This window comes from Pseudoalteromonas sp. meg-B1 (genome assembly GCF_003173795.1).
Lineage (GTDB): Bacteria > Pseudomonadota > Gammaproteobacteria > Enterobacterales > Alteromonadaceae > Pseudoalteromonas > Pseudoalteromonas undina.
Genome location: NZ_QGQU01000001.1, coordinates 1,364,962 through 1,378,066, shown reverse-complemented (window position 1 = coordinate 1,378,066; position 13,105 = coordinate 1,364,962). Strand labels below are relative to the sequence as shown.

Genomic DNA, 13,105 nt, shown 5'->3' with positions numbered 1-13,105 from the left:
ACAGGTGTTTATTTGATGGTTAAGATAAATGCATTGAAATATATGGACATTTGTCGGTTTATAAAACGACAAGTGTCGTAGACAAAATTGTTAGGCAGTCGACACGGAGTCACTTCGAATGAAACTGAATGTGGTTTGCTACTTGATTAAGGAAGGCGTAACGGAAGAGGACGCCTTGGATAAAGACAAGTTATCTAAGAGAAATCCTATAGAAATTAATGGAATTCCCTGTGGTCTTTATATTAAAAAATCTCGCTCAGAACCAAAATGGTCAAAGCTATTTAATGATATAAATGGCATTGATCCGAATATTTTCAGGTCTGAAAGTGTTAGAGGACTTTTAGTTGTAAATATTGAAAATAGGCTATTTGCGTTCACCTTTGGGCACGGAAGGTCAATGTTAAAGTCGTTTATGGTGGAGCGTGGTTTTGGAATGAGGGTAACTCTCAATCTTGGAGATTCCGAGCAAATAAAGTCTATCGACAAATCGACCTTGGAAAAGGTTTCATTAAATACGCGCTCGCAAACATCAAAGAATACAAATGTAAACGACTTTGATTTTGAATTTGACCAAGAAATACTGAAGTCGATCTGCGCTGTGGTTGAAAACAATGATAGTGACAGTTCAGAGATTGTGTCAGGTTGCGACTCTGTTTCAATTAATACTGAAATCGAATTGGATACATTTCCAGACTTAGCAAAACGGCTGCTTGCGGCTTATGGAGATGATAAGTATCAAGAAAAATATCCTTGGGTGGATTTTATACAGTTTGTCTCTGATCCATCACTACTGAAACAGTTAAACGAAGAAATGGTTAGACTCCTCAATGAGGAGAAATATGACGATGTATGGATTTCTCCGCCAGAAGTTATTGATTACAATGATTTCTCTGGGTTTGTCTACAAAATAAAGAACAATCAATCTCCTTGTTTTCATAGTGAGCTAGATCTATCTACTTATATCGCCGAATCAAAGCCTAAGAAACCTATAACAATTGATGCATTAAAAAGGAGAGAGATATTAAAATTTAATGCAGAAGAAAAAAATAATGGCGGCTGGCCCGTCTTTCACTGCATGAATTGTGAGCTAATGCTAGATGGTGAAACATATATCTTAAATGATGGGAAATGGTACAGGATTGATAGTGAATTTTCGGACTCTGTAAACAATTTCTTCAATTCCCTAGGCAGGTCTCTAATTGATTTCCCCCCTTATAATGGAATGAACGAAGGTGAGTATTTGCGGGAAATAGCCGATGGCGAAAATTTTGCGCTTCTTGATCAGCAGTGGATTCACCCTAAAGGTACTGGTAATAGGCTTGAGTTTTGTGATTTGCTTTCCCAGTGTGATGCATTTATTCACGTAAAAAAATATGGATCTTCATCTGTTTTAAGCCACCTATTTTCACAAGCATCTGTCGCAACCGACTTTCTTATGAATGACCCTAGCGTGCAAGATCAAGTTAATAAGCACCTAGAGGAAACGTATTTGAGCGTAAATTTTAATAGTGAAGACAGTCCTCGGAGATACAGAATTGTCCTTGCTATCATGCAAAAGAATACCGGAGATCTTCATTTGCCATTTTTTTCAAAAGTAAATCTTCGGCATCACGCAAGAAGGCTAATTAATATGGGCTTTAAAGTTGAACTTGCTAAAATCAACATTGCTTAATTGCCTAACAAGCGCGTCAATTAGGACGTTCACAAGCTCGCGCCTATTACGCGGACGTTAGGTTTCTTATGTCATTGATACATCATTTTAAAAAGCAATACGAATTTATTGAGAATTCATCCGCGCTGTTTGACCTTGGCAAAACAAATGAGGCAGTTCGGATCGCTACATGTTTAAGAGTTCTAATACATGATACAAAAAACTCCACTTCTTTATTTACATTAATGGAGAAAAAAGAGGTTTCAAAAATCAGATCTACAGCTTCCTCTTCCATTGATGGTGTCAAAAGCTTTGGTTTTTCTTTAACAGGTATTATGACCACAGGAAACAAGAATCGTGTAACTCCTAATATGCATAGGATAGCTTATGATAATGAAGTTAATATTGATAAATGGTGGAATGAAATAGTTTTCGCAATGCCCGAGGTGGGTGCTTTTTCTAGAAAAGACTTCGTATTAATAGCCGCCAATAAAGATGGCGGAGCTCATGTAGATAAGTTACCTCAAAAATATCAAAAATTACAACAAGGTAAAGCTGGTATTACTATTAAAGTGGGAAATGAAATTCAAACTAATTTTAGCGAAATGTGGCCATGCCTTCTGAGACAATTAGCTTGGGAATTTATTAATAGCCCCGACATGCTTGTGCTGGCTCACGAAACCTAACAAGCTGTTAAGCAAGGACAAAAAACAGTTGGTTTTTGCTCCTTCGTCGCTAAACAAACTAGACACCCACTTTAATTTTTACAGTTTGGCGAACTAAGTACTAGGCTTTCACCAGTGTGAAAACAAGCTGGGTCAGTTATGGCAATCGCAAGAAAGCGACAAGTAAGTTTGGTTGATACAAAGTACTACGAGTGTATATCACGTTGCGGAATCCAAAGGGGTAAAATCTTGACTTCATACATCAAAAGAGCGAGCTGTCTAAGCATTGGTTAGCAAAAAACCAAAGGGGTAAAATCTTGACTTCAGACATCAAAGAGCGAACTTTACAAGCATTGGTTAGCATACAAAGATTGACGATCTAGAAATTCATTTAATTTTAGCGGTTTATTACTTTTAAACACACGTTGATTTTTAAAACGGTAACTTAAGGTTGCCGTTTTTTTATGCCTACTATTTAAGTTTATTTTAAGCTTGCTCAGTTATTGTAACTAATACTTAAATTCCAGAATCATTAAACCATTGAACTGACTTAGTAACTCATTTTATGTTTTAGATCATTAAGCAGTGAGTGAGTAAAGGTTAACCTTTAAACATGTACTCATACGCATAAGTGAGCTTTTAACTTTAATGCGTTTATTAGGAGGTATTATGAATTTTAAAAATATAGATACTCATTACAATACACTTTCTGTTGCTTTGCATTGGTTGATGTTTATTTTAATTGTGACTGTGTACGGTAGTATTGAACTTCGCGAATTATTTGATAAAGGCACCGAAACCCGTGATGCCTTTAAAATGTGGCACTTTATGTTGGGTTTATCGGTGCTAGCTTTAGTTATTGTGAGGTTAGTTGCGCGTTTAGTGGGTGGTGCAGCACCTGCTATACAACCTGAGCCTGCAAAATGGCAAAATAAGTTAGCTACATTTGTTCATATTGCGCTGTATGTGTTTATGTTTGCTATGCCTATAGCTGGTTGGCTAATTTTGAGTTTAGCAGGTAAACCTATCCCATTTTTTGGTTTAGAGTTGCCTGCTTTGGCCGCTCAAAACTTTGAACTTGCTAAAAGTATTAAAGAGATACATGAAACCGCAGGCGAAGTTGGTTATTACGTAATAGGCTTACATGCGGCGGCTGCATTATTTCATCATTACATTTTGGCTGATAATACCTTTAAACGTATGCTGTTTTCTAAAAAATAAACACATCATCTATAAAAAGGGAGACCATGTGTCTCCCTTTTTATATTAATTAATGAGTTGTACTCTTAAACCCTATTCTAAACCCGCCCCAATGTTTACCGTTTACATAAATTGGCACCGAAAGGTCATGCAGTATTTCACCGGTATCACGTTTATAGGTTTGTAATAAAAAGCTTTCGGTGTGGCTACCACAGCGAATTCCTGTCGGGTCATTAAAAATACGTTTAGTACGGTTGTTTACTAAATCTTTTTCAAAGTTACCGGTTAGGGCTTGGCTATAGCGTTTGTTATGAGTAGGAAAGTAGCCCTTTGTATCAACGGCTCCTGCAAAAATTATGTCTTTATTTTCCAGTATTGGTTCTTGTATAGCCGGCAGTGATTGATCTGTAAGTTTATCGTAATCGGTTGTGTACTTAGTTGGGTTGGTATTTTCGATGGGTTTATAGTTTTGCGAAAAAAGTTGTTGCTGGGTTATTTTTCCGCTTTGGATCCAACCCTCAAAACATTCGCCAATTGCTTTACTGGCGTGTTTAGCCGATATCAGGATTGGTTTAAAGAATGCGTCATACTCTATGTTTTCAAGCTCTCTAAATATTGATTCTGATCCCAGCGATAAAGAAGACGCTTGCTGAGAAATTGTACTGCCTTTTTTAGTAACTTCGCCCAATAAACTACTGATGCTAGTGACTGAGCTATTTATTTGTGTGGTTGCATGCTGAAATGCAGAAACAGACTGATGCATACTATCAAGCGCGGTAGATGAGGCACCAATATCTTGGTTAATTGTTAAAAAGGATTGAGTCACGTTTTCAAGCTCTGATTTTACAGAAATACTTTGCTGTGAAACCTGCTTCATATCTTCATTGGTTTTTATACTGTTAGCGTTAATGTCTGTGAGCATGTCAGCAATTTGTTTGGTTGCTTCATTGGTTTTATTTGCAAGGTTACGCACTTCGTCGGCAACAACCGCAAAACCACGACCTTGCTCACCTGCACGTGCGGCTTCTATGGCTGCATTTAAAGCAAGTAGATTGGTTTGCTCTGCAATGTTTTGAATAACTTGGGTAATGCTTTGTATATCACTGGCACTTTTTAATAAAAAATCTAATTGCTGGGCGACTTTATCTATAGAGCCTGATAACGAATCAATTTGGCTGGTGGCCGTTTGTAAGCGGCTATCGGCAGAGCTTGAGGCTTGCGCTGTTTGTACCATTGCTTGATTAATAGTGGTCATGCTGTCACTGAGTTCAGTACTATTTTGTGAAAGCTCGTGTGTGGCACGCCCGACAGTTTCACTCTCGTTATAACAAGCGTCTATTTCTTTAGATAAGCTATCAACATAAAATGACACTTCAGCTGCGCCTATGGCATTTTTTGAGGTGGCTTTGGTAATGTTTTGTGCAATTTTGTTATTGAACGACTGCACGGCACCTAGTGACGAATTGTTATTTGCTGATTCAGATTTTGCTGGTTTTATATAAAAAATTGCAGATAACAGCACTATAATTGCTGCAGCAATGGTGGAGAGCTGTTCAAAATAGAAAAGAAAACAAATGCTTAAATAAAAAATGCTGTAGAGCAGGTAGGTTATTTTCATTCCTTTGACCTCGTTACTAATTGTTCCTTCTATCTTTGATTATAAATCAAACAAAATCAAATAATAAACACACTTTTAAGGATTTATTAATAGTGATGTATTGAGCTCTATAAAACTGTTTTCGTACAAAAAGCGCCAAAGTAGTAAACCTACTTTGGCGCTTTTATTAGTATTAATAAACAATTAGTTAGCTAATAACCATTCGCTTAATAAGCGAACACCAAACCCCGTTCCCCCTGGTGAAAGCTCATCTTTACCTTTTTTCACTAAGGCATTACCTGCAATATCGATATGCACCCAACGGGTATCGCCAGCAAAATGCTCTAAAAAAGTAGCGGCTGTGGTTGCACCAGGGCCACCTGAACCTACATTTGTTATATCAGCAATGTCAGACTTCAACATATCTTTATAACCTAATGGTAAGCGCCATAGGTTTTCGTTTACTTGTTTACCTGCAAGGGTAAGTTGCGATACTAGCGTGTCATCATCAGAGAATACCGCTGCGTATTCATTACCAACAGCACGAATTTTAGAACCCGTTAAGGTTGCAACATCAATCATGATCTCTGGTTTGTAGTGCTCACGTGCATACCACATTGCATCACTTAGTACTAAACGACCTTCAGCATCGGTATTTAAAATTTCTACACTTAAGCCTTCAGCGGTGCGAACAACATCGCCAGGAGCTACAGCAAATTGCGATACCATATTAGCTGCCATGCCCATAACAGCTACTACGTTTTTATCTGCTTTAGCTAACGCCATTGCTTTTACAGTACCAAGCACTGCAGCAGCACCGGCCATGTCTGACTTCATACGTGCAATAGACGCACCGGTTTTAATGCTGTAACCACCTGAGTCGAACGTAATGCCTTTACCAACAAGGGCAATAGGGGCAGCGTCAGAACCTTTATAATGAGCAACTACTAAACGTGCACCTTGCTGGCTACCTCTACCTACAGCTTCTAATGCGCCCATGCCTAGCTCTTTTAGTTCTTTAGGCTCTAACACTTTGATAGTAACCCCTAACGACGCTAATTCTTTTGCTGCATTGGCAAAATCGACCGGTGTCATTTCTGTAGCCACTTCTGATGTTAAATCGCGTGCTAAAAATACACCTGCTTGAATACTCTCTAATTGGCTGTAAAGCTTGCGAGTTTGCTTGGTGTTATCAACATCAAACGTATAGCTAACTGTTTCAGTGCTTGGTTCTTTTTTGTAGTTTTCAAAACGGTGATCGCGTAGGTTTGCACCATGGGCAAAATTAGCAGCAAGTGCAGCGTTATCGTTTGCACCCGTTACATCATCAAAAATAACGCTGGCTGTGCCTGCTTTAGCTTTAACTAGGCGAGCATGAATATTACCACCTAACTTAGCCGCTTTTGCTTTATTTAATTCGTCAGCTTTACCTGTACCTACAACTAAAATACGGCTGTAGTTACTTTTACTTGGCGCGACAAGTTGCGCGACTTTTGCGTAATCGCCAGTAAAGTTTTCTATATCGATAACACGTTGTAATTGGCCATCGAATTGTTTATCAAGTGTTTTAAATTGGCTGTTGCTGCCATCTTGGCTATAAAATACAACCAGCGTATTTGCGTCGCTGTCTACTTTTGTAGAAAAATTAAAGTCTGCTGCTTGTGCATTAATACACATACCCAGTGCAAGCGCGATTGAAGAGGCTTTTATAATACGTTTCATTTTTTAACCTAAGAATAATTTAAAGGGGTGTTTTACCTTATTTAGCCTACTGTAGTTAAGTAGGATACGGTGAAACAGCAAATAACAACGATATAGTTACTTTTTTCTGTTATTTTCGCTCTATAAATCATTTTCATTCGTTTTTATTGTCAGAGGCGGAATTTAAAATAATAAGCTAAAACTTAATCGGGCAGTTCTTGGCTCTATAGGGTGAAAGTGATTATCTTTAACGCCATCAATGGGCTCATTAGGTAAGCGCGATGAATAATAATAATCAATATCATGGTCTCTGCTGTTAAATAAATTCAGTAACTCAAACTCTACTTGCCAATGAGTTTGCTGATAACTTATAGAGCTATTAACTACGGTTAATGGCTCCGAGCGTTTTTCTCCGTCGCTTGTTAATGTGCGTTTACCTATATGGCGAATACGTAACGATGACTGCCATTGTTCTGTTAAATGCCAATTTAAGCCAGCGCTTGCGACAACGGGTACTGCACCTTCTATATAGTTTTTGACATTATTTATGCTTAAACGAGAGTGGGTAAATGATGCTTCAGCATCAAGACTAAAACTATTATTAACCCAATAATAGGCGCTCATTTCTATACCATAGCGCTCAGAGGCATCACTAGGCTCTGTATTACCTGCATCGCCAACAAATAGAAGTTCTGAGTCGAGGTTTAACCACCATAATGCAGCCGATAAGTTAAATGTTTTTGGTTCAGCAAACCTTAAACCAATTTCAGCGCCTTCACTTTTTACCAGTAAATCTACTTGCTCTGATTTATCTAATGTAACAGGGTCTACATTAATTGTTGCTCCACGAGCATCATTTGAATGAAATGACTGACCCCAATTAGCATAGGCGGCTACTAAATCGGTAAATTGGTAGTTTAAACTAGCTTTTAAACTCACTAAATCATCGTTTTGACTACCCGAATTAGCTGAAATATTGCTATTAACATCAACGTTATAGTAGTCGTATCGAATACCTAAGCTTGCTTCTAGATTGGTACTTAAAAAAAGCTTTGATCCCCAATGGGCTGAGTAACTAGTTTGATTTAAATCGTCTTGTCTTACTGTAGATAATCGCTTTCTTTTTTTTGTGTTATATAAGCCAACGTTATCAATGTTGGTATGATGAAGTGCTAACCCTGCCGTATGTTGCATGTTAATAGCTAGCATTTTGGTATCAAACTGATAATTAAATTCGCCACCATATACTTTACGACTGTCTTTTTGGTTAAATTGATCGCCATTAACAGGATCATTTAAAAAATAGCTAAAATTTGAGTATAAATCTAAGTCATAACTTATTGCGTATGCATTTACCTTTAGGTTTTCACCTTGCCAAACGGTCGATAAACTATAGCGGCTAGAATTGCCACCTAATGACGTATCTAAAGAGCCAAGCTGAGAAATTAACCCTTGAGAAACTGCGCGCTTAGGGATTTGGTCAGCTGAATTCCAGCTGTTGTCATAGGCCATAGCACTGAGGGTAAAATCGCCATTAAATGCTTTGCCAACATATCGAAGGAGTGCGTTTTTTTTATTAACAGCTTCATTAATATCATCCCATGGACCGGAGTATCCTTGCCACTCAGCTGCGGCCATTAGTTTACCTTTTGTAACATCAGTTGAAGCGAGTACTGTGGCTCGCTTGTAGTTATCTTCTCCAATACTAAGACTTACTTGTTGATGAGTTAGTGTATCTATAAAATTAAAATTTGCGCTCCCAGCTGATGAAAAGTCTCCTTGGGTAGCGCTATAAGATCCTTTCTGATAATTAATGCTTGATATAGATTCTGGAATAATAAAATTTAAATCGGTATAGCCTTGACCGTGCCCATGGCTAGGTAAATTTATTGGCATACCATCAATATTAGTGGCGAAATCTGTTCCGTGATCTAAATTAAAGCCCCTTATAAAGTATTGATTCGCTTTTCCTGAGCCACTATGTTGAGTTACTGCCATACCTGGGATCAGTTCCAACAATTCTGCACTTCTTAACATAGGACGTTGTTGAATCTCGCCTTGCCCAATAATACCGCTTGAGGCACTAATAGACTCGCCAATTAGGCTATCTCTGTGTCCGTAAACGGTTAATTTCTCTATGCTTGCTTGTGCATAACTAAACGGTAAAATTCCTAATGTTATAAATGCTAGTTTCTTCACGCTTAAAGTCCTTTAAATTATTATTCTTTAATTAGATGTCATTAAGCAACGGCCAGAACAGGATATTGGATGCAATATTTTTTATTATTTATGTTTTTATCAATCATATTTATAACTACAGATAAAAACAAAGCTATAAGCTATTGTAATCTCTTTATATAAAACTAATAATCGAAGGGCGTTTTTACACCTTATTATTTTGAGTACATGCATTGAAAGCAAAAGAAATTCGCAACTTTTATATTAACGAAGAACAGTCTGTTTATTTGTTATCGCACCGTGATGCCAAAAAGCATCGCCAATGGCTTAACATTTGTATTAAACAGCTAACACTACTTGGCTATAAAAATGTTGAAATGATTGGTTCTGGTGCGTTTGGATTTGTATTTGCGGGTGATGATGAACATGGCCTGCCGTGGGTGTTTAAATTTTCAAGAATAACGCTGGCACAAAGTGTACGAGATCGCCTTGAAGACGAAGCGTATATGCTGTCTCAAATTGATAATCCGCTAATACCAAAATTTTATGGTTTTGAGCGAATTAAAAAACAGGGCATTTTAATGATGGCCCGTGCAATAGGTGAAGACCTTGAAAAAGTATCGCTAAAGCAAGGGCGGTTATCTGCCGCAAAAATAATGAACTTAGCGGTAAAATTGAGAAATGTATTGCTTGATTTACGCCATCATAAAAACGGATTAAGCCCACAACCTATTGTGCATGGCGATATTAAACCTTCTAACTTGGTGTGGGATGAAAAAGCCAAGCAGCTTTCATTGGTTGATTGGGGGAGTTCGGTATATGCCCAAGTAGATGAACAAGGCAACCCTATTGCCAGTAATTTTATGGATTTAATGTCGGGTGATTTAAGCACAACTAACGCGCGAATGGGTGATGTGTATTTTATTGGTGATGCGCAAATGTCTGGTGAAAAGTCATCCCCTCGTTTTGATGAGCAGGGGGTTGCATCAACTTTATATGCACTTGCATCGGCTCAGTCTTGTCGATTTGGCGCTCAGGCTATTCCAGCCAGTAGTTTAATGCTACCTAAAGAGCTGGCGAATGTAATTGACGGCATGCTTTCAAAAGAGCGTAGTATAAGGGATAAAGCCGGCGACTATTTTATGCGTAACATAGAAACTATGGCAAAAGCATTTTTACCAGAGCTACCAAAGCAAGACACTAAAGCACGCATTCCTTTTTGGTTTAGCCAAGATCCTGAGCCAGAAACCGTTGTATATAGTTCCCGAAAACAATTTTTACGCCAAGCCGACCATAAACAGCAATTACTCGATGTAAACGATGCCCAGTTAGATAGGTATTACAAAGAATTTTTGTTTGATACTGGGGATACCGAAAAAGCGTTTTTAGCGTCAATTAGTCGCTTAGCGAAATACCCTGTAGTAGGGGGGCTGAGTTTTCATTGGAAAGATGATTCTTTGTATGTTGAGTCATCACTTATTATGCACGATGAAGCTTTAGCAACCGCATTTACTGATGCGGTAAATAATACTGTAATGCTGGCACAAGCGATTAGTCAAAAGGGCTTATTTAAGAGTTGTTTATTTGATGCCCGTAAAACGATTCAGCTAGAGCGCGATGGTACCGGTGCGTTCAAATTTAACCAGTTACCTGAGCTTGACTATGAAGTGGTTAATGTAAAAGCCAGCGAGGTAACCCGTCCGCACTCATATTTTGAAGATGGTAAAGATCCCGATGAACAACTGCAACTGCCTAAAAAGGTGATTAAATGTGTATTTGAGCTAAACCAGATACATCATACGGGTTGTATTATTTTTGAAGCACTACCAGATAGGATGAAAATTCACCATTACTATCGATTACTCGATGCTAGTAAAGAAGTTGAATTTAAACGTTTGCTAAATAAACTCATGCAGTACGCGGTTAATATAACTGATGTTGGGGTCGCTGGTTTTATGAAGTTGCCGTATAAAAATACTCGCGAGTTTAGTTTATGCGAGCAGCAACCCAGCAATTATTATCCTAAAAATCCAAAACAACTACTTAATTAATAAGTCACTCGCTGAGGCTGGTGGCTTAACAATAGAAAGAAAAAATAGAAAGTTAAATGGCAAAATCTAAACCACAAATTACATTAGAAAGTTACGGTATATATTCCAACTGGGACAAAGCCAGTAAATCGTTACCACAAATCACGCAATTCACCACAAAGGTAACCGCGTGTATTGATGTGGAATTTGGCCTAATAGTAAATATCAAAAAAGCCAAAGGCGAAAAGCTACATTATTGTATTTATCACCCCGGTATTATAGATGCCGATGGCGAAGTGATGCAGCCTTTTGAGGGAACAGTGTATGTTAAAGATAACGATTGGTCGTTTTATTTAGGCGACACCGTGTGGGAGCCTATAGAAGATAAAATAGGTGAGTGGCGCATGACCTTGTCTTTAGCAGGTAAAATCATTGCTGATAAGACATTTAATCTAATCAATGAAAAAACCAAAACTGAAGACGACTTTTGGAAACACCGAGGCTATTAATTTCCTCAATAAACAAAAAAAGCTAACAATAAAGTTAGCTCTTTTATGAAATTAGCTTAGTTACCCCAAGGGTTACTTGAATTTGAACGTTGTTTACGAGTACGGGCACGTTGCTTGGCTGCTTTTTTCTCTTGAATACGCTTAGCATCAGAAAAGCTTAACTCGCATGGTTCACCTGGTTTATCGCCTTCAGGGATAATACGGTCTCGTGGAGGCAGTTCGTATTGTACGTCATCTGGGCGTGGTAAGTTTTTTAGGCGGTACAAATAGAAATTATCTACTTTTTGTTGTGCCCACTCGGTTTTACGTAAAAATTTAACTGCTGACTTAATGTCAGGATTATTTTTAAAGCAGTTGAGTTGTAAGTAGGCATGCAGGAGTTCCCACCCATATTGCTCAACCAGTTCTTCAACCACTTGCTCTAATTTAACGCCTTGCAGTGGGTTATTACTGAAAAGTTCTTGGTTGCTCATAGGTGTTCTCTCGTTATTAAAAATACGGCTAGTATTATAAATTTAATAACGAGAGTTTAATAGCTAAAATGCTTAACTTTGACAATTAACCACAACACGACCACGAATTTGGCCCTGCATGAGCTGTTCAGCATTTTCAATAACCTGATCAAGTGTGATTTCGGTCGAAATTTTATCTAAGTAATCGCTACTAACTAGGGATGCTAAACGATCCCATGCTTCAACACGGTCCGCTTTAGGGCGCATTACGCTATCAATACCCATTAAAGAAATACCACGTAAAATAAATGGCGCAACAGACGCTGGCAAATCCATACCTTGTGCAAGCCCACAAGCTGTTACTACGCCACCGTATTTAAGTGAGGCACAAATATTAGCAAGTGTGTGACTACCTACAGAATCAATGGCAGCAGCAAAACGTTCTTTTTGCAGTGGTTTACCTGGGTTTGAAAACTCGTTCCTATCAATTACATTAGTTGCACCTAATGATTTTAAATAGTCAGCTTGTTCCATGCGACCTGTTGCTGCGGTTACTTGATAACCTAGCTGGCTTAGTAAATAAATAGCAAAACTACCCACGCCACCATTGGCACCGGTCACTAAAATTTCACCTGACTCGGGAGTAACGCCTTGCTTTTCTAGTGCAATAACACTGAGCATTGCCGTATAACCGGCAGTACCAATTTGCATAGCTTGTTTAGCAGATAAGTTAGCGGGTAGGGGAATTAACCAATCGCTGCTAAGAGCCGCTTTTTGGGCTAGGCCACCCCAATGTTTTTCGCCAACACCAAAGCCATTTAAAATCACCTCATCGCCAGCTTTAAATTCTTCACTGTCGCTGTTAGTAACTGTACCCACTAAATCAATGCCAGGTACCATAGGAAAGCTGCGAACTACAGGACCTTTGCCAGTAATGGCTAAGCCATCTTTGTAATTTAGGGTACTGTACAGTACGTCAATTAATACATTTTCGTTTGGTAAATCATCACTGTTTATGCTGCTTAAATTGGCACTGTAGTTGTCGTCTTGCTTATCTATAACAATAGCTTTAATAGGATTGCTCATTAGATTTCCTTTTAGACCGATCGTCTTTAAATTGAT

Annotated in this window: 10 protein-coding genes and 1 pseudogene; 6 read left to right on the top strand and 5 right to left on the bottom strand. The window is 38.3% G+C overall.

Annotated elements, in window-relative coordinates; translation table 11 throughout:
* Positions 1 to 118: 118 nt before the first annotated feature.
* The 4 genes and pseudogenes from DK924_RS06595 (at position 119) to DK924_RS06580 (ending at position 3,537) form a co-directional block, all read left to right on the top strand.
* Positions 119 to 1,672, top strand: coding sequence for a TIGR04141 family sporadically distributed protein (locus DK924_RS06595; protein ID WP_109874661.1), 1,554 nt, complete (start codon positions 119 to 121; stop codon positions 1,670 to 1,672).
* Between the two features lie 68 nt (positions 1,673 to 1,740).
* The gene (locus tag DK924_RS06590) at positions 1,741 to 2,337 is read left to right on the top strand and encodes a hypothetical protein (protein ID WP_109874660.1); all 597 of its coding nucleotides are present in this window, start codon (positions 1,741 to 1,743) and stop codon (positions 2,335 to 2,337) included.
* A gap of 138 nt (positions 2,338 to 2,475) precedes the next feature.
* Positions 2,476 to 2,544 (top strand): annotated as a pseudogene (locus DK924_RS06585) (Mobile element protein); the annotation flags it as partial.
* A 441-nt stretch (positions 2,545 to 2,985) separates the two neighbouring features.
* The gene (locus DK924_RS06580) at positions 2,986 to 3,537 is read left to right on the top strand and encodes a cytochrome b (protein ID WP_109874659.1); all 552 of its coding nucleotides are present in this window, start codon (positions 2,986 to 2,988) and stop codon (positions 3,535 to 3,537) included.
* Positions 3,538 to 3,586: 49 nt separating this feature from the next.
* On the opposite strand, the gene DK924_RS06575 is transcribed toward DK924_RS06580, so the two are convergent.
* The 3 genes from DK924_RS06575 to DK924_RS06565 form a co-directional block, all read right to left on the bottom strand.
* On the bottom strand, positions 3,587 to 4,750 hold the full coding sequence (locus DK924_RS06575) for a methyl-accepting chemotaxis protein (RefSeq protein ID WP_375231854.1): 1,164 nt from the start codon (positions 4,748 to 4,750) through the stop codon (positions 3,587 to 3,589).
* A 567-nt stretch (positions 4,751 to 5,317) separates the two neighbouring features.
* Positions 5,318 to 6,835: a leucyl aminopeptidase gene (locus tag DK924_RS06570; protein WP_109874657.1), complete on the bottom strand. Its 1,518-nt coding sequence runs from the start codon at positions 6,833 to 6,835 to the stop codon at positions 5,318 to 5,320.
* A gap of 162 nt (positions 6,836 to 6,997) precedes the next feature.
* Positions 6,998 to 9,013, bottom strand: coding sequence for a TonB-dependent receptor (locus DK924_RS06565; RefSeq protein WP_109874656.1), 2,016 nt, complete (start codon positions 9,011 to 9,013; stop codon positions 6,998 to 7,000).
* Positions 9,014 to 9,225: 212 nt separating this feature from the next.
* On the opposite strand from DK924_RS06565, the gene DK924_RS06560 reads away from it, so the two are divergent.
* Positions 9,226 to 11,043: a phosphotransferase gene (locus DK924_RS06560; protein WP_109874655.1), complete on the top strand. Its 1,818-nt coding sequence runs from the start codon at positions 9,226 to 9,228 to the stop codon at positions 11,041 to 11,043.
* A gap of 56 nt (positions 11,044 to 11,099) precedes the next feature.
* Positions 11,100 to 11,531, top strand: a complete 432-nt coding sequence (locus DK924_RS06555; protein ID WP_109874654.1) for a DUF3859 domain-containing protein — start codon at positions 11,100 to 11,102, stop codon at positions 11,529 to 11,531.
* 56 nt (positions 11,532 to 11,587) lie between these two features.
* Here the strand turns inward: DK924_RS06555 and DK924_RS06550 are convergent, their stop codons facing one another.
* Complete coding sequence (locus DK924_RS06550; protein ID WP_008114664.1) at positions 11,588 to 12,004, bottom strand: VF530 family DNA-binding protein; 417 nt, start codon at positions 12,002 to 12,004, stop codon at positions 11,588 to 11,590.
* A 72-nt stretch (positions 12,005 to 12,076) separates the two neighbouring features.
* A complete protein-coding gene (locus DK924_RS06545; protein ID WP_109874653.1) occupies positions 12,077 to 13,069 on the bottom strand; it encodes an MDR family oxidoreductase in 993 nt (330 codons plus the stop codon).
* Positions 13,070 to 13,105: the final 36 nt, after the last annotated feature.